The sequence below is a fragment of the Rhodococcus sp. O3 genome, from assembly GCF_048897285.1.
In the GTDB taxonomy this organism is placed as follows: Bacteria; Actinomycetota; Actinomycetes; order Mycobacteriales; family Mycobacteriaceae; genus Rhodococcus.
In genome coordinates this window covers 1-20,905 of the sequence record NZ_JBMBTE010000022.1, presented here as the reverse complement: position 1 = coordinate 20,905, position 20,905 = coordinate 1, and the positions used below count along the sequence as shown (strand labels likewise).

At 68.2% G+C, this 20,905-nt stretch carries 14 protein-coding genes and 1 pseudogene; 14 read left to right on the top strand and 1 reads right to left on the bottom strand.

What is annotated here, in order from left to right; genetic code table 11:
* Positions 1 to 38: 38 nt before the first annotated feature.
* Positions 39 to 3,446 carry an NAD-glutamate dehydrogenase gene (locus ACN675_RS09230; RefSeq protein ID WP_420750571.1) on the bottom strand — a complete coding sequence of 1,136 codons (3,408 nt, stop codon included), beginning with the start codon at positions 3,444 to 3,446 and terminating at the stop codon, positions 39 to 41.
* 262 nt (positions 3,447 to 3,708) lie between these two features.
* On the opposite strand from ACN675_RS09230, the gene hutU reads away from it, so the two are divergent.
* The 14 genes and pseudogenes from hutU to ACN675_RS09160 form a co-directional block, all read left to right on the top strand.
* The gene (hutU, locus tag ACN675_RS09225) at positions 3,709 to 5,385 is read left to right on the top strand and encodes a urocanate hydratase (protein WP_420750570.1); all 1,677 of its coding nucleotides are present in this window, start codon (positions 3,709 to 3,711) and stop codon (positions 5,383 to 5,385) included.
* 271 nt (positions 5,386 to 5,656) lie between these two features.
* A complete protein-coding gene (locus tag ACN675_RS09220) occupies positions 5,657 to 6,820 on the top strand; it encodes an acyl-CoA dehydrogenase family protein (RefSeq protein ID WP_420750569.1) in 1,164 nt (387 codons plus the stop codon).
* A gap of 9 nt (positions 6,821 to 6,829) precedes the next feature.
* Positions 6,830 to 7,984, top strand: a complete 1,155-nt coding sequence (locus ACN675_RS09215; protein ID WP_420750568.1) for a CaiB/BaiF CoA transferase family protein — start codon at positions 6,830 to 6,832, stop codon at positions 7,982 to 7,984.
* Between the two features lie 50 nt (positions 7,985 to 8,034).
* On the top strand, positions 8,035 to 8,700 hold the full coding sequence (locus ACN675_RS09210; protein WP_420750567.1) for an IclR family transcriptional regulator: 666 nt from the start codon (positions 8,035 to 8,037) through the stop codon (positions 8,698 to 8,700).
* A 102-nt stretch (positions 8,701 to 8,802) separates the two neighbouring features.
* Positions 8,803 to 9,594 carry an IclR family transcriptional regulator gene (locus tag ACN675_RS09205; RefSeq protein WP_420750566.1) on the top strand — a complete coding sequence of 264 codons (792 nt, stop codon included), beginning with the start codon at positions 8,803 to 8,805 and terminating at the stop codon, positions 9,592 to 9,594.
* A gap of 139 nt (positions 9,595 to 9,733) precedes the next feature.
* Positions 9,734 to 11,293, top strand: a complete 1,560-nt coding sequence (gene hutH / locus ACN675_RS09200) for a histidine ammonia-lyase (protein WP_420750565.1) — start codon at positions 9,734 to 9,736, stop codon at positions 11,291 to 11,293.
* On the top strand, positions 11,290 to 12,369 hold the full coding sequence (locus tag ACN675_RS09195; protein ID WP_420750564.1) for a histidinol-phosphate transaminase: 1,080 nt from the start codon (positions 11,290 to 11,292) through the stop codon (positions 12,367 to 12,369). Before hutH ends, ACN675_RS09195 begins: the two co-directional genes overlap by 4 nt.
* Positions 12,370 to 12,378: 9 nt before the next feature.
* Positions 12,379 to 13,740 (top strand): annotated as a pseudogene (locus ACN675_RS09190) (FAD-binding oxidoreductase).
* A 178-nt stretch (positions 13,741 to 13,918) separates the two neighbouring features.
* Positions 13,919 to 15,358 (top strand): purine-cytosine permease family protein, encoded by a 1,440-nt coding sequence (locus ACN675_RS09185; protein ID WP_420750563.1) that lies wholly within the window; start codon positions 13,919 to 13,921, stop codon positions 15,356 to 15,358.
* A 49-nt stretch (positions 15,359 to 15,407) separates the two neighbouring features.
* Positions 15,408 to 16,601 (top strand): imidazolonepropionase, encoded by a 1,194-nt coding sequence (hutI, locus tag ACN675_RS09180; protein WP_420750562.1) that lies wholly within the window; start codon positions 15,408 to 15,410, stop codon positions 16,599 to 16,601.
* A gap of 17 nt (positions 16,602 to 16,618) precedes the next feature.
* Positions 16,619 to 17,584: a formimidoylglutamase gene (hutG, locus tag ACN675_RS09175; RefSeq protein ID WP_420750561.1), complete on the top strand. Its 966-nt coding sequence runs from the start codon at positions 16,619 to 16,621 to the stop codon at positions 17,582 to 17,584.
* Positions 17,585 to 17,882: 298 nt separating this feature from the next.
* Positions 17,883 to 18,833, top strand: coding sequence for a phosphatidylserine/phosphatidylglycerophosphate/cardiolipin synthase family protein (locus ACN675_RS09170; protein WP_420750560.1), 951 nt, complete (start codon positions 17,883 to 17,885; stop codon positions 18,831 to 18,833).
* A gap of 1,433 nt (positions 18,834 to 20,266) precedes the next feature.
* Complete coding sequence (locus ACN675_RS09165) at positions 20,267 to 20,518, top strand: hypothetical protein (RefSeq protein ID WP_420750559.1); 252 nt, start codon at positions 20,267 to 20,269, stop codon at positions 20,516 to 20,518.
* Positions 20,519 to 20,662: 144 nt separating this feature from the next.
* On the top strand, positions 20,663 to 20,905 hold a 243-nt coding region (locus tag ACN675_RS09160; protein ID WP_420750558.1), incomplete at its 3' end, for a hypothetical protein.

Here is a 20,905-nt window from a genome sequence, read left to right as displayed (position 1 = left end):
ACGACCTTTCCTCTGGTGGGTGGGAACGTGCTTTCGGCTCAGCCGACCATTCGCCGCAGCTGGCGCGATGCAACTGACAGTGCGGCCAGGTCACGCTGCCCGGACGTCGAGATCTCGGCAAGCGCGCCCCGAGCTCGGCGCAGCCGGGACTCGTTGCGCTGCTCCCAGTCGGCGATCATCTGATCGGTGTCGTCGTCGGGGACGGCGTGCGCGAGGACGTCCAACGTGAGCGCCCGCACGCTGTCGTACAGCTCGTCGCGCAGCGACAGTCGCGCGAGCGCGTCCCACCGGCTCTCCTTGCTCAGCGCCGAGACCGCGTTGAGGAGCGGGACCAGACCGACCCGCTCGCACAGCCGGAAGTACAGCTCACCGGTGACGGCAACGTCGCGCTCGGCCAGCTCGGCGATCTCGACGACGTCGAGCAGGCCGAACCGGTCGAGGGCCAGCTCCACGTCACGGACCAGGTCCTCGGGGGCGCCGCGCTCGGTGATCGCGCGCGTGCGGTTGCTCAGGTTGGCGCGATCGGCGCCCACCAGCCATTCCTCGAGGTGGGCCGAGGCCTGCTCGATGCGACCGCGGAACCGTCCGATCTCCGCCGCCACGGCGAGCGGCTGGGGCCGGCGGTGCAGCATCCAGCGCGACGCCCGGTCCAGCAGGCGCCGGGTGACGAGGACCAGTTCGTCGCTGACCGCGCTCGGGACGTCGGCGACCGCGATCCGCGACCACAGGCTGGGCAACTCGAATACCTCGCTGACGACGCTGAACGCCCGGACCGCGTCGTCCACCGTCGCGCCGGTCTCCTCGACGAGCCGGAAGACGTACGTGATGCCGCCGTGGTCGACGACCCGGTTGGTCAGTGTGGTCGCGACGATCTCGCGTCGCAGCCGATGTCGGTCGATCGCATCCGCGTGGTTGCGGCGCAGGGGGGTAGGAAAGTATTCGCGCAGGAACGGCAGGTACACGTCGTGGTCGACGAGATGGCCTGCCAGCAGGGAGCTCTTCACACCGAGCTTCACGTGCGCCATGAGCGTCGCCAGTTCCGGCGCCGTCAAACCCCCGCCTGCCCGCTGCCGCACGGTGATCGTCTTGGTGTCGGGCAGCACTTCGAGCGCGCGATCGAGCGCACCCGCGGCCTCGAGAGCGGTGATCTGACGTCCGTGCACGCCGAGCATCTCGGACGCGTCCGCGAGCGCGGTGCCCATCAGCTGGTTCTGGGAGATGTTGTCCGCCAGGACCAGCGCTCCTACCTCGTCGGTCATCTCCGCGAGCAGCTGCGGCCGCGCTGCCGGATCCAGGCCACCGGCGCCGACCAGGTCGTCGAGGAGGATCTTGATATTGACCTCGTGATCGGAGCAGTCCACTCCGGCCGAGTTGTCGAGTGCGTCGGTACCCACGCGCCCGCCTGTGCGGGCGAACTCGATTCGCCCGGCCTGTGTGAGCCCGAGGTTGCCGCCCTCGCCGACGACCCGGGCTCGCAACTGGCAGCCGTCCACGCGCACAGCGTCGTTCGCCTTGTCCCCGGCGTCGGCGTGTGACTCGGTGGAGGCCTTGACGTAGGTGCCGATGCCGCCGTTCCACAGCAGATCGACCGGGGCGCAGAGGATGGCCCGGATCAGCGCGGGCGGCGTCATCTCCGTGACGTCGTCGTCGAGTCCGAGCGCTTGACGGACCGCGGCGCCGATGGGGATGGTCTTGGCGCCGCGCTCCCACACGCCGCCGCCCGGGGCGATCAGCGAGCGGTCGTAGTCGGCCCACGACGATCGGGGCAGCGCGAACAGCCGCTGACGCTCGGCGTAGGACCGCTCCGGATCCGGGTCGGGGTCGATGAACACGTGCCGGTGGTCGAATGCCGCCACGAGGCGGATGTGCTTGCTGCACAACATACCGTTGCCGAACACGTCGCCGCTCATGTCACCGATGCCCACGACGGTGAAATCCTCGCGCTGGCAGTCGACGCCCAGCTCACGGAAGCGGCGCTTGACGCTCTCCCACGCGCCGCGGGCGGTGATGCCCATCGCCTTGTGGTCGTAGCCCACCGACCCGCCCGACGCGAACGCGTCACCGAGCCAGAAGCCGTACTCGGCCGCGACCGCGTTCGCAATGTCGGAGAACGACGCCGTCCCTTTGTCCGCGGCTACCACGAGGTAGGTGTCGTCGCCGTCGTGCCGCACGACGCCGGGCGCGGGCACCACGGTCCCGGTCGCCCGGTCGATGTTGTCGGTGAGATCGAGCAAACTGCGGATGAACAGACGGTAGCCGGCGATTCCTGCCTCCCGGAGGGCAGCGCGATCCGTCTCGGGGTCGCCGGTGGGCGCCGGCGGCCGCCGCAGCACGAAGCCGCCTTTGGCGCCGACCGGGACGATCACGGCGTTCTTCACGGCCTGCGCCTTGACCAGGCCCAGGACTTCGGTGCGGAAGTCCTCGCGGCGGTCCGACCAGCGCAGGCCTCCGCGCGCGACCGCTCCGAACCGCATGTGCACGCCCGCGACGGTCGGCGAGTACATGAAGATCTCGTGCCGGGGCCGGGGCTCGGGCAGTTCCCCGATGCTGTGCGAGTCCAGTTTGAGCGCCACGGTCTCGCGCGCCGGCGTGGCGAAGTGGTTGGTACGTACGGTGTTCCGGACACAGTTGAGCAGCGTTCGGAAGATCCGGTCTTCGTCAAGGCCGGAGACCTGCTCGATCGACGCCGTCACCTCCTCCGCGGCCGCCGCGGCCCCGTCGACCGTTACCCCGGCCGGATCGAACCGCGCCGTGAAGTACCGGACGAGTCCGGAAGCGATCGTCGGGTACCGGCACAGCACGTCCGCTACGTACGCACTGCTGTAGGGCAGACCACCTTGGCGTAGGAACTCCGCGTACGCGCGCAGCACAGTGACCTCGCGCCAGTGCAATCCGGCCCGCGCCACCAACTCGTTGAGTCGGTCTGCCTCCGAGGCGCCTTGCCACAGCGCCTGGACGGCGCGGCCGAACCGGGTCGCAAACTCGTCGAACCCGCCGGTCGGGGCGATCGGGTAGCGAACCGTGAACTGGTAGACCCAGGACGCCGTGTGGGCAGGGGAAACCATCGCGTAGGGCCGCTCGTCGAGGACCTCTACCCCCAGGCTCTGCAGCAGGGGCATCAGATCCCCGAGCGAGGCGGGCCGGCCGCCGGCGTACAGCGTCAGCCGGTGTGTGCCGCGTGCGGTCGCGTCCGGAACGAGCCGCACGCCGAGGTCACCGTCAGGCAGCTCGGTCAGGATGCCGAGGTCGATGCGGGCCCGATCCGGGCTGACGTCCTGTTTGTAGCCGGCGGGGAGGCCGGGCAGCAGGCGTGCGAGTTGCTCACGCACCTCGGGATCCGCGTCGGCGAGTAGACGCTCGTCCCAGCTGCGGAAGACTCTGGCGAGAGCATCGTCGATCTCGCTGGTGTTCGGCATCAAATCGGTGTCGGTGGGGGCGGTGTTCATCGGGAACCTCTCGCCGGGCGCCACACTGCACCCGACTGGTTGTCGTGTCCGTTTCAACTGGTCGCGCTGTCGTGCCGAGGGGTGGGTCTGCGGAGGCCCCTTGACACGAGCTTGTATAGACAGGAATATACAAGTCATAGTTGCAGAACGTGGGCCACTGCACAACAGCCACGGACACGGACCTGAAGGCGGACGACAACGGCGTCGAACCGCCCCGCTCCCCCGGCAGCGCGCTCACCGCTCGATCCCTAGGAGTTACCCGATGGACATCACCTCACCCGGCCACGAGGCCCGCCCGGTCAGAGCACCCCGTGGCTCCGAGCTGAACACCCTCGGGTGGCAGCAGGAGGGCGCGCTGCGCATGCTCATGAACAACCTCGATCCCGAGGTTGCCGAGCACCCCGACAACCTGGTCGTCTACGGCGGCACCGGCCGTGCCGCCCGCAGCTGGGCCGCGTTCGACGCTATGGTCGCCACGCTCGAGACCCTGAAGAACGATGAGACCATGCTGGTGCAGTCCGGCAAGCCGGTCGGCGTCTTCCGCACCAACGAATGGGCGCCGCGCGTGCTGCTCGCGAACTCCAACCTCGTCGGTGACTGGGCCAACTGGGAACAGTTCCGCAAGCTCGAGGCCGAGGGCCTGATGATGTACGGCCAGATGACCGCCGGGTCCTGGATCTACATCGGCACGCAGGGCATCCTGCAGGGCACCTACGAGACCTTCGGCGCAATCGCCCGCAAGCGTTTCGGCGGCACCCTGGCCGGCACGATCACGCTGACCGCCGGCATGGGCGGTATGGGTGGCGCGCAGCCGCTGGCCGTCACCATGAACGAAGGCGTCGCGATCTGTGTCGACTGTGATGTCACCCGCATCGACCGCCGCATCGCGCACAAGTACCTCGACACCAAGGCCGACAGCCTCGAGCGCGCGCTGCAGCTGGCCACCGAGGCCCGCGACGCCCGCAAGCCGCTGTCCATCGGCCTGGTCGGCAATGCCGCCGAGATCTTCCCGGCGCTGCTGGCAATGGACGCCCCCATCGACATCGTGACCGACCAGACGTCGGCGCACGATCCGTTGTCGTATCTGCCGCTCGGTGTCGACTTCACCGACATGAAGGCGATGGCCGAGAAGGATCCGGCAAAGTTCACCGAGGATGCCCGCAAGTCGATGGCCGCGCACGTCGAAGCGATGGTCGGCTTCATGGACAAGGGCGCCGAGGTCTTCGACTACGGCAACTCCATCCGTGACGAGGCCCGCAAGGCCGGCTACGACCGCGCGTTCGGGTTCCCCGGCTTCGTCCCCGCGTACATCCGTCCGCTGTTCGAGGAGGGCCTGGGCCCGTTCCGATGGGCCGCGCTGTCGGGCGACCCCAAGGACATCGCCGCGACCGACAGGGCGATCCTCGAGCTCTTCCCCGAGAATGAGCACCTCAAGCGCTGGATCGAGATGGCCGGGGAGAAGGTCGCCTTCGAGGGCCTGCCGGCCCGCATCTGCTGGCTCGGCTACGGCGAACGCCACAAAGCCGGACTGAAGTTCAACGAGATGGTCGCCAGCGGCGAGCTGTCGGCGCCCATCGCGATCGGCCGTGACCACCTCGACTCCGGTTCGGTCGCGTCGCCGTACCGCGAGACCGAGGCCATGAAGGACGGCTCGGACGCGATCGCCGACTGGCCGCTGCTCAACGCGCTCGTCAACACCGCGTCGGGCGCGTCGTGGGTCTCGATCCATCACGGCGGCGGCGTCGGCATGGGCCGTTCGATCCACGCCGGTCAGGTGTGCATCGCCGATGGCACCGAGCTGGCCGCGAAGAAGATCGAGGCCGTGCTCACCAACGACCCAGGCATGGGCGTCATCCGGCACGTCGACGCCGGCTACGAGCACGCGATCGACACCGCGCGCGAGCGCGGCGTGCGGATCCCGATGTCCGAGAACAACTGACGCAGAAGACCGACATCCGAACAAGGCTCACGACGACCAGCATGAGCCCGAACCGGCGGCACTGACGTCGGCTCCGCGGCGAGCGGCAACGCACAGGACGATCCCCCTGTGTGTTGCCGCTCGTCGTCGTTTCCGGGCTCGAGCGGAGAGACGAACCGCCTCTGGACAAACACTGCGGCCGGATGCGATAGTCATCGCATGCCACTAGATGGCAATTGACTTCCACTAGATGAAATCTAGTACTTCCCTGCTCGTCTCCCCAGGAGTTACCGTGACCGCTCAGACGCTCGACGACACCCTCGACCTGACCGAATTCCGCAGCACCGTCCGCGCTTTCGCAAACGCGGAGATCCTCCCTGGCGCCGCCGAGCGCGACGAGTCCCAGGAGTTCCCCGCACACCTGATGCGCCGCCTCGCCGAGCAGGACCTCATGGGCATCTCCGTTCCGGAGGAGTTCGGCGGTCTCGGCCTGTCGACTCGCGCCCAGCTGGTCGCCATCGAGGAGGTCGCCCGCGCCGACGCCGCGCTGGCGTCGATCTACACCGCTCACTACCTGGGCCTCGAACCCATCCTCGTGGGCGGCACCGAGGAGCAGAAGAAGCGCTGGCTGCCCGGACTGGCGTCCGGCGAGGTTCTGGCCGGTTTCGCACTCACCGAGCCCGACGCGGGCTCCGACATCGCCTCGATGCGTACCGTGGCGCGCCGCGAGGACGACTGCTGGCATCTGTCCGGCTCCAAGACCTTCATCTCCAATGCCCGTGAGGCCGACCTGGTCGTGTTGTTCGCCAAGACCGAACCGTCCGCAGGCTTCCGCGGCATAACGGCCTTCGCGGTCCCGAAGGACACGCCCGGTATCAGTTACTCCGAGCCGCAGGACAAGATGGGCATCCGCTCGGCACCCACCTACACCGTGTACCTGGACGACGTGGTGCTCCCGCACGACGCCGTGATCGGGACCGAGGGGCGCGGCGGCAACATCGCTCTCACCGCCCTCAACCGCGCTCGGATCGACGTCGCCGCGATGGCCAACGGAATCGCACTACGCGCGTGGGAGCTCGGACGCGAATACGCTTCCGAGCGTAAGCAGTTCGGACACCCCATCGTCGAGTTCCAAGCCATCCAGCTGCTGCTCGGCGAGTGCGACGCCAAGCTGGTGTCGTCGCGCGTGACCGCCGACTGGGCCTCCGACGTCAAGGACGCCGGTCAGGACCTTCGTCGCGCCGCGTCGATCTCGAAGTTCGTCGCGACCGAGGCCTGCTTCTCGATCGTCGACAACGTCGTCCAGATCCACGGCGGAGCCGGTTTCATGCGCGAGTCCGAGATCGAGCGTCTGTACCGCGACTGCCGGATCCTGCGCATCTTCGAGGGCACGTCACAAATCCAGTTGCTGACCATCGCGGGCAACGCGCCGTCGATCCGTTCCACCGAATACTGAGAGGCGACCATGACCACCCCCGCACTTCCCCCGCTCGACGGCGTCCGCGTCGTCGACCTCTCCCGCGTGCTCGCGGGTCCCTTCTGCACCGCGCTGCTCGCCGACGCCGGCGCCGACGTCGTCAAGATCGAGTCGAAGGCCGGTGAGGACTCCCGGCACCTGGGCCCGTTCCGGAACGGCGAGAGCATCTACTTCAACGTCCTCAACCGCGGCAAACGCTCGATCGCGCTCGACCTCAAGGACCCCGACGAGCGAGAAGCACTGCTGCAGTTGATCGAGGGCGCCGACGTCGTCGTCGAGAACTTCCGCCCCGGCGTCACCGCCCGGCTCGGCATCGACTACGAGACGGCCCGCGCCCGCAACCCGCGCATCATCTACGCGTCGATCTCCGGCTTCGGCCAGAAGGGACCGATGGCCGGCGCCGCGGCTTACGACCTTGTGGTCCAGGCGCTTTCCGGAGTCATGAGTATCACGGGAACCGAGGAGTCCGGCCCGACGCGGCTGGGTGAATCGTTCGGTGACACAATCACCGGCGTCTTCGCCGCGTGGGGCATCAGCACCGCGCTGCTGGCCACCCGGACCACCGGTCGGGGTCAGCATCTCGACGTCGCGATGTTCGACAGCATGCTCGCGATGCTGCCCACCGCGCACAGCCAGCTGCAGGCGACGGGCGAGACCCCGAAGCGCGTCGGCAACCGGCACCCGGTCTCGACACCGTTCGACACCTACCGCGCCGCCGACGGCCTGTTCGTCCTCGCGATCGCCAGCGAGAAGGGCTTCCGGACGCTGGCGCGCACGATGGGCCGTGAGGAACTGATCGTCGATCCTCGGTTCACGGAGGACGCACTGCGCACCGAGAACGAGCCCGCACTCCGCAAGGAGATCGAGTCGTGGGCGGCCGGTCGCACGGTCAGCGAGGTCCTCGATCTGCTCGACGCGGCCGGGCTGGCCGGCTCCGAGGTCTGGAACGTCCAGCAGGCACTGGGATCGGAGCAGGCCGGATATCGCGGCGTCGTCGAGACGTTCGAGCATCCCACGGCCGGCACGGTGTCGTACGTTCGACAGCCTGTCGTCTTCGGTGACAGCGCACGTCCGGCGATGCGACGGAGCCCGCTCCTCGACGAGCACCACGACGAAATTCTCGGCGAGGCCCGCTCGCGATAGATTCTCGGGCGTCGACCGATCGGTCGACGCCCTCGGCACGGGAGACACGCATGGCACCCGGTGACGTGACACGCAGTGTCAGTCGTACCTTCGAACTGCTCGGCGCGATCATCGAGCACGGTGGACTGACCCTCGCCGACGCCGCGAAGACGACCGACCTCGCGACCAGCACGGCGCTGCGACTCATCCGCAGCCTCGAGCAGACCGAGTTCGTGCTGCGCGGCGAGGACAACGTGTACCGGGTCGGCCCGCGCCTGCTGCAGATCGGCGCGAAGGCCATCGCCGACAACCAGTTGCTCCTGCGGGCACAGCCAGCCATGACCGAGATCGCCGAGATCACCCGAGAGTCGACGTACCTGTCGGCTCCCGGGCCTCGGGGTACCGCGCTGTACCTGGGGCAGATCGAGGGCACCCACGCCATCCGCCACATGGGCTGGGTGGGGCAGACGGTGCCGCTGCGGGGAACCGCGGTGGGGGCGGCCCTGCTCGGCGAGGTGGGTGCGGACGGTTACGCCGTCGCGCACGACACCATCGAGGACCACTCCACCGGCGTGGCGGCGCCGATCTACGACGCGATCGGCCGGATCGTGGGCGCGCTGAGCGTCGTCGGACCGACGTATCGGCTCGACGACGACATCTGTGCCCGGCACGGACGGGTCCTCGTCGAGCACTGCACGCGCCTGTCGGCCGAACTGGGCCGCACCGTCCCGTCGTAGTCCGGCACCGCCGGAATCGAGACGTTTGGTGCCGCGGTCTCGTATTCGAGACAATGACGCGGCACGCCGGCCGAGCGAGCCGGGTTCGGAAGGGGACGTTCGATGTCGACGAGCCGGGTCAAGTCCGCAGAAAGGGTGCTCGACGTGCTCGATCTGCTCGCCCGGCGGGGTGTGCCGATGGCCGCGACCGAGATCTCGAGGGCGCTGGACCTACCCAAGAGCACGACCCATCATCTCCTCAACGTGATGCGGGACCGACGTTTCGTCTCCTACTGGCCCGACGAGCGGGCGTGGACGCTCGGTGTGTCGGCATTCGAGGTGGGGGCGTCGTATATGCGATCCGGTCCGCTGCACCGCGAGGCTCAGCGCCACCTGGTCGCGCTCACGAAGGCCGCAGACGAGACCTCGCACCTCGCCGTCCTGCAGGGCACCGACGTGATCTATCTGGACAAGCGCGAGCCGCTCAAGCCCGGCGTGCGACTGGTGACGGAGGTCGGGACCCGGCTGCCTGCGCACCTGACGGCCGTTGGCCGCGCGATCCTGGCGCGTCTCGATCCGGAACAGCTCAGTGCGTTGTATGCCGGCTACACGTGGCCGACACGCACCGGTGAGGGACCGGCGTCGCTCGACGATCTGCGTGCCCTGTTGCAGACTGATCGCGAACTGGGCTACTCGGTGGAGCACGATTCGACGACCAACGGCGTCACATGTATCGCCGGCCCCGTCGTCACCCGGGACGGCCGGCCGGTTGCCGCCCTGGGTGTCGCCTACCTGACCGGGGCGCGTTCCGACGCGGAGGCCGCGGAGTTGGCCCGGTTGGTGACCGAGGCGGCCGCGCACTTCTCGGACAGCCTCAGCGACCGCATGGTCGAGGAGTCGGTCCTGGAGTCCTGAGCCAGGACATTCCGCTATTCGACGCACCCAACTCTTCCCTTGTCTCGCATACGAGACTACAGTCTCGTATGCGAGACACACTCGTCGCGGCGCCGCTATCCACGCGCCTATCAAGCCGTCCCTGCCTTCGGAGTTCTCCATGACCCTCACCACCCGGTCCACCGACGTCGTCGAGATCGGACTCGGCCCCGTCACCATCCAGGACCTCGTCGACGTCGCCCGTCGCGGCCACGGGGTGCGCCTCACCGACGACGCCCTCGTCGAGATCGCCCGGTCGCGTCGGCGCATCGAGGACCTCGCCGCCGATCCGCGCCCCGTGTACGGTGTGTCCACCGGCTTCGGCGCGCTCGCCACCCGGCACATCCCGCACGAACTGCGGACCCAGTTGCAGCGCAGCCTGGTGCGTTCGCACGCCGCCGGGTCCGGCCCCGAGGTGGAGCGCGAAGTGGTGCGCGCCCTGATGCTGCTGCGTCTGTCAACACTCGCGACCGGGCGCACGGGGGTCCGCCCCGAGGTCGCCCAGGCCTACGCCGACCTGCTCACCACCGGCATCACCCCGGTGGTCCACGAGTTCGGCAGTCTCGGCTGCTCCGGGGATCTCGCGCCGCTCGCGCACGTTGCGCTCGCAGTGACCGGCGAGGGCACAGCCCGCACCGCCGACGGACGGTTGCTTCCCGCCGCCGACGCCCTCACCGAGCACGACCTCACCCCCGTCGTCCTCGCCGAGAAGGAGGGCCTGGCCCTCATCAACGGCACCGACGGCATGCTGGGTCAGCTCGCGCTCGCCGTCACCGATCTCGACCATCTGCTCAAGCTCGCCGACATCGCGGCCGCGATGAGCGTCGAGGGCCTGCTCGGCACCGACCGGGTGTTCGCCGCGGACCTGCAGGCGCTGCGCCCGCACCCCGGCCAGGCCACAGCCGCCGCGAACATGGCGCGCCTGCTCGCCGATTCGCGGATCGTCGCGAGCCATGCGGGACCCGAGGACACCCGCGTGCAGGACGCCTACTCGCTCCGCTGCGCGCCGCAGGTGGCCGGTGGCGCGCGCGACACCGTCGCGCACGCCCGCACGGTCGCGAACCGCGAACTCGCTTCCGCGGTCGATAATCCCGTCGTCACCCTGGACGGGCGGGTGGAGTCCAACGGCAACTTCCACGGCGCGCCGGTGGCCTACGCGCTGGACTTCCTCGCGATCGTCGCGGCCGACGTCGCGAGCATCAGCGAGCGCCGCACCGACCGGTTCCTCGACGTCGCCCGCAACCACGGCCTGCCGCCATTCCTGGCCGACGACCCCGGCGTGGACAGCGGTCTGATGATCGCGCAGTACACGCAGGCCGCGCTGGTCTCCGAACTCAAGCGGATGGCGGTACCGGCGAGCGTCGATTCCATTCCGTCGTCGGCGATGCAGGAAGACCACGTCTCGATGGGCTGGTCCGGCGCCCGGAAGCTCCGCCGAGCAGTGGATGCCCTCACCCGCGTCTTATCAATCGAAATACTCACCGCCGCAAGAGGAATCGAACTCCGCGCACCGCTGCATCCCGCACCCGGCACCGGTGCGGTGGTCCGTGCCGTGCGTGAGCGCGTGGCCGGGCCGGGCCCCGACCGGTTCCTGGCCCCCGAGATCGAGCAGGTGGTGACGCTGGCCGCCTCGGGTGCGCTGGTCGCCGCCGCTGAGCACGAGATCGGCGCCCTGCAGTGACTCGCGCGATCGGACTGCCCAGAGCCCGCCCCGAGATCGCCGCGTTGCCCGTGTACTCGAGGGCCGCCGGTGCGGCCACGGTCCGCTGGCGCGCGTCGAGCAACGAGGCCACGATCGCCCCGCCCCCGGCCGTCGTCGAGGCCATCGCCCGCGCGGGCGAGCACGGCCACCTGTACCCGACGCTGTCCGCCGACAACCTCGTCGCGGCGCTCGCCGAGCGGTTGTCGGTCCCACCCCATGCGGTGCTGAGTGGCGCTGGTTCGCTGGCGCTGCTGCAACAGGCCCTCACCGCCTACACGGGACCGGGGACCGAGGTGGTGCACGCGTGGCGCAGCTACGAGGCGTACCCGATTCTCATCGGGATCGCCGGTGCCACAGCAGTTCCGGTCCCACTCGACACCCAGCACCGGCACGACGTCGACGCCATGATCGCGGCGCTGACGCCCCGCACCCGCGCGGTTCTGGTGTGCAACCCGAACAACCCCACGGGCACTGAACTCACCGAGACCGAGGTACGCCGACTGCTCGACGGCGTGCCGTCGCACGTACTGGTGATCCTCGACGAGGCCTACCACGAGTTCGCGGAGGAACAGGTTGACGGTGTGAAACTGTTGCGCGAGTATCCCAATGTCGTGGTGCTGCGGACGTTCTCGAAAGCGTACGGGCTGGCGGGCCTGCGCGTGGGCTACGCGATCGCGGACCCCGCCGTTGCCGCCCCGCTGCACGCCGCCGCCCCGCCGTTCGGATTGAGTTCGGTCGCCGAGGCCGCCGCGTGCGCCGCCCTCGCCGACTCGGCGCACACCGGCCGCGTCCTGGAGTCGGTGCGGTGGAGCCGGGTGCACCTGCGTGCAGGCCTGTCGGCGAGCGGCATCGAAACTCCCGCCAGCGGCGGGAACTTCGTCTGGATCCCGGTGGGTGCCGGCACCACGCGCCTCGCCGCCGCGTGTGTCGCCCACGGGGTGTCCGTGCGCGCCTTCTCCGGCGAGGGCGTGCGCGTCACCGTCGGCGAACGCGACGCCGAGAACGCGGTACTCGCCGCCGTCGACCATGTCATCGCTCACCGACCCGAAGGATGAGGAAAAACAATGTCCCTCAACGCTCTCGCCGACGCCCTCGGATCGAGTCGGCTCATCATCGACCCGGACATCATGGACGGGTACAGCGGAGACGAGGCGCATCTGGCGATCCCCGGTCGACCGCTGGCCGTGCTGCTCGCGGGCTCTACCGACGACGTGGCCACAGCACTGAAATGGGCTACAGCCCAGCGTGTTCCGGTGTTCCCCGGGGCGCCGGCAGCGGGCTGACCGGCGGTGCCGCCGCGGTCGACGGCTGCCTCGCGGTGTCCACCGCGGCCATGCGCGACATTGTCGAACTGAACGCCGCGGACCAGTTGGCCGTCGTGCAGGCCGGTGCGGTGAACGCCGACCTCGACCGGGCGGCCGCCGAGCTGGGGCTGATGTACGCGCCCGACCCGAGCAGCTTCCGGATCTCCACGATCGGCGGCAACATCGCCACCAACGCCGGTGGATTGCGGTGCGTCAAGTACGGCGTCACTCGGGACTCGGTGCTGGGTCTCGAGGTGGTGCTGGCCGACGGCCGGATCCTGCGCACCGGCCGCCGGACCGTCAAGGGTGTCGCCGGTTACGATCTCACCGGCCTCCTGGTCGGTTCCGAGGGCACCCTCGGGATCGTCACGAGCGCGACGGTCCGCCTGCGTCCACGGCCACGCCGCGCACCGGTGACGATCGTCGGCAGCTTCGTGTCGCTGCGGGCTGCCGCGGACGCCGTCGCCGCGGTGGTGCGCGCCGGGGTCGGGCCGAGCCTGTTGGAACTGATCGACCGGGCCACGCTGGCCGCGATCGACGAGTGGAAGCACATCGGGATCGAGCCGGGGACCGCCGCGATGCTTATCGCGCAGTCCGACGGCCCGGACGCCGACGGAGCCGCCGCGGCGATCGAACGACACTTCACCGAGGCGGGGCGGACTTCGTCGTGGTCTCCCAGAACCCCGCCGAATCGGCGCAGCTACTCGAGATCCGCCGGCTCGCGTACCCGGCGGCCGCACGCCTCGGTCAGTGCCTGGTCGAGGATGTGGGCGTGCCGCGCTCGCAGTTGCCGGAGATGGTCGAGGCGATCGAGGAGATCTCCCGCCGGCACGACGTGACGGTGATGACTGTGGCGCACGCCGGGGACGGCAACGTGCATCCCACATTCGTGTTCGACCGTCGCGCCGACGGGTCGGTCCCCGCCGCGGTGTGGACGGCCGCCGACGAGGTGTTCCGACACGCCCTCGAGCTGGGTGGCACGCTGACAGGGAGCACGGCGTCGGAGTGTTGAAGCGGCGCTGGATGGCGCTCGAAGTGGGAGAGGCCGGTTTGGACATCCATCGTGCGGTGAAGGCCGCGTTCGATCCGCTCGGCCTGATGAACCCGGGGAAGGGCTTCTGACCGGCGACCAGGACAAACAATCCGGGCACGAAGCCAGATGTTGACAGACTTGTATATACAGGCCTATACATTTTCCACTGGCATGCGTGATCCAGCGCACAAGAACGATGAAGGTGGGCATCACCCCCGGAGTTGACCCCGCCGCACGGTGCGGTCACCGCAGAAAGAGCAGGATCCTATGACACACGACGGCAGCACTTCCGAGGTGCTCCTCACTCCGGAACGGCGCACCATCGACGTCGTTCCGGACAACGAGCGCCATGGCACCCCGCGGAGCCAGTTCACGCTGTGGTTCGGCGCGAACATGCAGATCACCGCCGTCGTCGACGGCGCCCTCGCCGTGGTCTTCGGCGCCGACGCGCTGTGGGCCATCGTGGGCCTGCTGATCGGCAACGTATTCGGCGGCGCCGTGATGGCCCTCCACTCGGCGCAGGGCCCCCGCATGGGCCTACCGCAGATGATCTCCAGTCGCGCCCAGTTCGGCGTCAAGGGTGCGGTCATCCCGCTCGTACTCGTGATCCTGATGTACCTCGGCTTCGCCGCCACCGGTACCGTCCTGGCAGGCCAAGCCGTCAACAAGGTGCTCGGAATCGACAACGCCACGGTCGGCATCGTGATCTTCGGACTGCTCACGGCGTTCGTGGCCGTCACAGGCTACAAGCTGATTCACATCGTCGGCCGCGTCGCGACCGTCGTCGGCATCATCGGCTTCACGTACCTGGCGATCCGCCTGCTCCTGGAGTACGAAGTCGCCGCCTACGTCGGCGTCGGCGACTTCGACATCGTCACGTTCCTGCTCGCCATCTCGCTCGGCGCCGGCTGGCAGCTGACGTTCGGTCCGTACGTAGCCGACTACTCCCGCTACCTGCCTCGCGAGACCAGTGAGCGCACGACGTTCTGGTCCACCTTCCTCGGCAGCGTCATCGGGTCGCAATGGTCGATGACCTTCGGCGCGCTCGTCGCCGCCGTCGCGGGTGATGCGTTCCTCGGCAACCAGGTCGGCTTCATGGGCGACCTGGCCGGCCCGGCGGTCATCGCGTTCCTCATCTACCTGGTGATCGTGGTCGGCAAGCTGACCGTCAACGTCCTCAACGCATACGGCGGCTTCATGTCGATCCTCACCACCGTCACCGCATTCGACGGCCGGTCGCACATCTCCCCCAAGGCCCGCACGCTGTACATCCTCGGCTTCACCATCGTCTCGATGTTCATCGCGATCGCGGCCAGCGCGGACTTCCTGGACAACTTCAAGAACTTCGTGTTGGTGCTGCTCATGGTGTTCACACCGTGGAGCGCGATCAACCTGATCGACTACTACCTGATCTCGAAGGAACGCATCGACATCCCCGCCCTGTACGACCCGCACGGGCGTTACGGAGCATGGAACGTCCCCGCCCTGATCGTCTATGTCGTCGGGGTGGCCGCCCAGATCCCGTTCCTCGCGCAGAAGATGTACACGGGGCCGATCACCGACATGCTCGGCGGCGCCGACATTTCGTGGATCGTCGGCATCGTGTTCACCGGGCTGATCTACTACCCGATCGCCAAGCGGCACAACAAGGCGCCCGCCGAAATGATCTATCCCGCTCACGCCGCGATGGTCGACAGCCGGGCCTGATCCCGGCCGACCATCGGTTGTCCTCGAAACAGTCACCTAGGAGCCTCACGTGACCACGACCGGTCCCCGGACCACCGCACTGACGAATATCGGCACCCTCGTCACCAACGACCCCTCGCTGGGCGACGGGCCGCTGGGTGTCCGGCACGACGCCGCGGTCGTCTTCGAGGACGGCGTGGTCACGTGGGTCGGCAACTCCGCAGACGCCCCGGCCGCCGATACCGGACACGATCTCGGTGGCCGGGCTGTGCTGCCCGGTTTCGTCGAAAGCCACTCGCACCTGGTGTTCGCCGGTGAGCGGGCCGAGGAGTTCGCCGCGCGCATGTCCGGTGAGAGGTACGCGGCCGGCGGTATCCGCACCACGATCGAGGCGACGCGAGCCGCGAGCGACGACCAGCTGGCTGCGAACGTGCGTCGCCTGCTCGACGAGTCGCTGCGCTCGGGCAGCACCACCGTCGAAATCAAGAGTGGTTACGGCCAGAGCACCCGGGACGAACTGCGCAGTGTGCAGGTCGCAGGCCGGTTCACCGACGAGGTCACGCTGCTGGCCGCACACGTCCCACCGCCCGAATACGCCGACCGCGGCGACGAGTACGTCGCGATGGCGGTCGACGAGATGATCCCGGCGTGTGCCCCGCACGCGAAATGGATCGACGTGTTCTGTGAGCGCGGCGCATTCACGCTCGAGCAATCGCGGGCCGTCCTCACCGCCGGAGTCGCGCACGGTCTGATCCCCCGCGTGCACGGAAACCAGCTCGGCGAAGGCCCGGGCGTGCAGCTGGCTGTGGAGATGGGGGCGGCTTCGGTCGATCACGTCACCCACGTCACCGACGCCGACATCGACGCACTCGCCGGTAGCTCGACGGTGGCGACGCTGCTTCCCGGCGCGGACTTCTCCACTCGCAACCAATACCCCGGCGCCCGTGCACTGCTCGAAGCCGGCGTCACCGTCGCCCTGGGCGCGGACTGCAACCCCGGCACCTGCTACACCACCAGCCTGCCGTTCTGCATCGCCATCGCCGTCCGCGACATGCACATGACTCCGGCCGAAGCCGTGTGGGCGGCCACCGCCGGTGGTGCGAAGGCGCTGCGCCGCGACGACGTCGGCAGCCTGCGGATCGGCGCCCGGGCCGATGCGATCACACTCGACGCACCGTCGTACCTGCACCTTGCCTACCGTCCGGGTGTGCCGCTGATCCGCGAAGTATTCAAGGACGGCGTCCTCGCGACGGCCGCCAACTAAGCGACTGGGGATCCGACATGACCAACCACATCACCGTTGACATCGCACCCCGTCCGTGGGCAGGCCGCACGGACGGCATCGGGCCCGAGCATCTCCGCTGGCACCAGGTCGTCACGCCGTACCGCCCCGGCCCGGGTACCGGTGCGGTCCTGATCGGCTTCGCGAGCGACGAGGGCGTGCGCCGCAACAAGGGACGCCGAGGCGCCGCCGCCGGCCCCGATGCTCTCCGCAGTGCGCTCTCGTCGCTGGCACTCGAGAACGCGACGTCCCTGTCCGACGCCGGCACGGTCGCCGTGGAGGGTGACCGGCTCGAGGCCGGCCAGGCGGCGCTCGGGCGCACCGTGGCCACCGCGCTCGACTCCGGCTGGTTCCCCGTCGTCCTCGGCGGCGGTCACGAGGTCGCCTACGGCACCTACCAGGGCGTCGCCGCATCTCAGTTACGACACCAGCGTCCCCGCCTCGGCATCCTCAACCTCGACGCGCACTTCGATCTCCGCAACGACCCGGTGCCGAGCTCGGGCACTCCGTTCAGGCAAATCGCCGAAGCCGAGCGCTCCGCAGGCACCAGTCATCGCTACGATGTGATCGGCATCAGCCAGCCCAGCAACACCAACGCACTGTTCGACACCGCACGCCATCTGGGCGTCCGGTATCTCTCGGACGACCGCTGCGGAATCGCCGACCGCGAAGTCGTGGACCAGTTCGTCACCGACTTCCTCGACGACGTCGACATCGTCTACCTAACGATCGATCTCGATGTACTGCCCGCCGGCGTCGCCCCGGGTGTGAGCGCGCCTGCGGCCTACGGCGTGCCGCTCGAGACGATTCAGCGCGTGTGTGATCGGGTGACCGCCAGCGGCAAACTCGCAGTCGTCGACGTCGCCGAACTCAACCCGTCGCTCGACGTCGACAACCGGACGGCCCGGACTGCGGCGCGACTAATCCACCGCATCGTCACCGGGCACGTTCCAGCGACGGCCTGATCCGCCGCGGCGCACCGCATCAACGAGGGCATGCACAACTCAACTATGAGATCGCCGCCGGATTCGATCCCGGGTACCGAGAAATGCTCCCGGCTCCTCCACACTCCGCCTGTCCCCGCGCCTCGCTCTACCGGCTCGGCCGCAGCCGAACCGTCCAGCCCGCGCTGTCCGGTGCACGGTGTGAGCAGATCGTCCTGCCGAGCCCGATGGCGGGTCGATACCGGTCCGCGCCATCACCGACAGCCTCCGGTGCTAATCCACCCCGTAGACCACATCGCCGTTCGTTACCGTGCCCACCATGGGCACAACCCTGCACGCACCCCACCCCTGGCCGCACATCACCGCCGCCCTCCGCGGTCCCGGCCCCCGCCGCGTCGCCATCGCCTACCTCGACCACACCGCCCCCGAACTGCTGCCGCTACGCGCCGGAGACCAGCTGATCGTCAACGCCGCCCGCCCCGCCGTACGCGCCCACGCCACCTCCCCCACCGCCCTCACCCACTTCCTCGCTGCCGAGGTGCAGGTGCTGTCCACACCGAACCTGCACACCGGCCTGATCGTCACCGGCGAGAAGGTGATCGTCGGCCCCGCCAGCGCCTCACACAGCTCCACCCTCGCCGACGAAACCGCGATCGTCACCGACGATCCCGACGCCATCGCCGCCGCCCACGCCTTCCTCGACGGCCTCGACGACACCACCGCTGTCGACGAGGTGTTCCTCGACAGCGCCACCGCCATCTGGCAGGTCGGCCGCGTCGTACCGCTGGCCGGAATCGGCAGCAGCACCCGCATCGACCACGACTTCCTCCCCACCCCCGTACGCCGGATGTTCCTGCGCCACGTCGACGACTACACCCCCACCGCCGAAAACGAAAACCACTGTCCTGCACCCGCGCCGAGAACGGGCGGGCCGAACCCCCGTTACCGCACCGAGTGGATCCGTGAGGACAACCCCGGCGCCGACCGCCGCACCCGCCTCAAGCCCGGCGACGTCCTCATCCGGATCGGCGACGACGACACCTGGCTGTATCCACCGGCCGTCGTCGACACCGGCCCACACCGCATCCCCCAGACCCGCCACGCCGTCACCTACCGGCTACGCACCCGCACCGACCTCGACCCGATCCCGATACCGGGCACCACGCGCGCCCTCGCCGAGCACGGGCACCCCAACCCCCGCCTGCACCACGACCACCGCATCATCTCCCCGAGCCTGCGCACGGCGCTGCTGAAGTTGTGGAAAATGTGACCAGCGGCGAATCGGGAACAGATACCTCGTGGCATCCGCGCGGCGCAGTACACCCGCGCCTGCGGTCGTTGAGCTTTCCGCCGTTTGGATCGCTCGCTCAGGCGCCGCACGTTCTGGCAGTCCCCTCGGAATGTCATCGTCGGTGTCTATTACTCACGCCGTTTACGGAGCTGGCGAATTGTTGCGGCGATCTGGTTGCACTTCTTGACCATTGACTGTCGCATCGTCCGCATGCTCATCTACACCCGCCCAGCCCCCCTGCGTCAGCTTCTCGTTCGGATGACGTTGCATCGAGCACAAAGCAGAACCGACCGGCGGGAATCACCAAGTCACACACCGAGGACTTACGATTGGGATCGTCGGCCCGGGGAGCCTGCATCTCTTGTTCTCGCGCCCTACGGGTCATCGACCGACTCGCGGCCAGGGCGCCCCAAGTGCGGACGCCATGGCCTCCTCGAACACATCGTTCATCGTGAGACTGAACGCGTCAGCGGTCGAATTCGGCTCAGGCTTGCCGAAAGAGAAGATTCGATCGACCAAAGGCGGCTGACCTGGCTGTGATGCGAACGGCCGGTGTTGTTCGAGCAGTCGGCCGATGTGCTCCCGCGGATACGGGCGAGGATCAGAGTCACCTGCGAATACATGCCGTGATCTGCACGGATAACACGTCGCTAGCTGAGGTCGGATCGAACTGTCATGATCGTTGGCACCTACGACGAAGGAGATGAAGTCTGTGACGGGGTTCGACGGGATGTTCAGCGACGCCGACGTGGAAGGCGAGCTTGTCTCTGACCAGGACGGAGACTTCGGCACCGCGGACGACTCGATCCGGCCAGCTCACCCAGTCCTATAGCCGCCGGAGATAGTAGCGCCAGAAGACGTGAGCAGAGAGGGGCCTGGGATACCTCAACTATCCCGTCCCGCTCGCCCGGTCCCCATTCTCCGGAATAAGACGCAATGAACAGAGTCGCATTACCTGGGGCAGCGACCTCGCTGTGATGGCCGACGGTATCGGTCTGATGATAGCCCGCGAGCGCTCCTCTGTCGGGGTCGGCACATAGACTGCGACAGGAGACGCTCACCCTGAGGCCGAGCAGCGCCAGCCGACACAACGTCACCCTGAGCACAATGCACCGCTGCCATGCTCAGGTGGACGCGCGAGAACCGACCCAGTTGTGACAGTTGTGACAATCAGGGCGGCGTCAAGCTCACCCGGGAGAATCTCACTGGTCTTCACCGGGAGGTACGGCAGGTGACATCTCACGTGCCACTCGCCAGCGCCGCTCGGGGTCGTCGTCGGGGGTCGGCGGCCCCGCATTCCAGCAGCGTGCAAGACGCCGCTACTCGATCACCGAGCAACATGGGCCACAATGATCCGCGACTGGCGAATGTATCTACGTTCACGCCACGCCGATTGTGGAGGTCTACAGGCAATGGAGGAGCGGCTCGATGTGCACACCCGCAGCCCGGACGAACTGCAGGGTCAACTGCTTCTTGCCTTGCTGCACCGCGAAATGGACGAGGTCACCCACAAGGTCGAAACGCTCGAACGCGCGAGTCATCGTGAAGCTGTAGCCAGTCCCAGCGAAGAACGAATCCGGCGTTCTCTGATGGAAACCCTGGGCGAGTTGCATCGGCAAATCGAGAGCATCCGGACTCGGTTCCCCTCGCTCGACACCAAGTGATCGGCAGTCGGCACCGGACGGATTCGGTGTCAATCGGGTCAGCGGCAGAGCAGCCCAACAAGTTCTCTTGTGCGCAGGTGTGGCCGTCTACGAGCTGAAAGGGCTGGTGTACTCGACGGTTGTTCCTTCGAACCGGTACACAAGATGACTGACGATGTCGGTGTCCGCTTGGCGGTCGACAAGGCGGAGGCCGGCGTCAGTCCACCGGTCGCCCCTCCCAGCCAGTATGCCGGACCACTGTTGCTGGGCGCACCGTTCAACAGTCCGATACGAGTCGTCGCAGTGCGCAGAAACTGTGACAGTTACCGTCTCGATCTGATTGAGCATGCGGATAAAGTAGCTGCCCTACTGCTCCGCATTTCCTGTGAGGGTTACCGATACCAACTT

What these genes read in the sequence shown, in the direction of transcription:
- ACN675_RS09165 (WP_420750559.1), top strand. Translation starts at nt 20,267, where the DNA reads ATGGAGGAGCGGCTCGATGTGCACACCCGCAGCCCGGACGAACTGCAG.
- hutH (WP_420750565.1), top strand. Translation starts at nt 9,734, where the DNA reads ATGACCCTCACCACCCGGTCCACCGACGTCGTCGAGATCGGACTCGGC.
- ACN675_RS09210 (WP_420750567.1), top strand. Translation starts at nt 8,035, where the DNA reads ATGGCACCCGGTGACGTGACACGCAGTGTCAGTCGTACCTTCGAACTG.
- hutU (WP_420750570.1), top strand. Translation starts at nt 3,709, where the DNA reads ATGGACATCACCTCACCCGGCCACGAGGCCCGCCCGGTCAGAGCACCC.
- ACN675_RS09205 (WP_420750566.1), top strand. Translation starts at nt 8,803, where the DNA reads ATGTCGACGAGCCGGGTCAAGTCCGCAGAAAGGGTGCTCGACGTGCTC.
- ACN675_RS09230 (WP_420750571.1), bottom strand. Translation starts at nt 3,446, where the DNA reads ATGAACACCGCCCCCACCGACACCGATTTGATGCCGAACACCAGCGAG.
- ACN675_RS09215 (WP_420750568.1), top strand. Translation starts at nt 6,830, where the DNA reads ATGACCACCCCCGCACTTCCCCCGCTCGACGGCGTCCGCGTCGTCGAC.
- hutG (WP_420750561.1), top strand. Translation starts at nt 16,619, where the DNA reads ATGACCAACCACATCACCGTTGACATCGCACCCCGTCCGTGGGCAGGC.
- ACN675_RS09170 (WP_420750560.1), top strand. Translation starts at nt 17,883, where the DNA reads ATGGGCACAACCCTGCACGCACCCCACCCCTGGCCGCACATCACCGCC.
- ACN675_RS09185 (WP_420750563.1), top strand. Translation starts at nt 13,919, where the DNA reads ATGACACACGACGGCAGCACTTCCGAGGTGCTCCTCACTCCGGAACGG.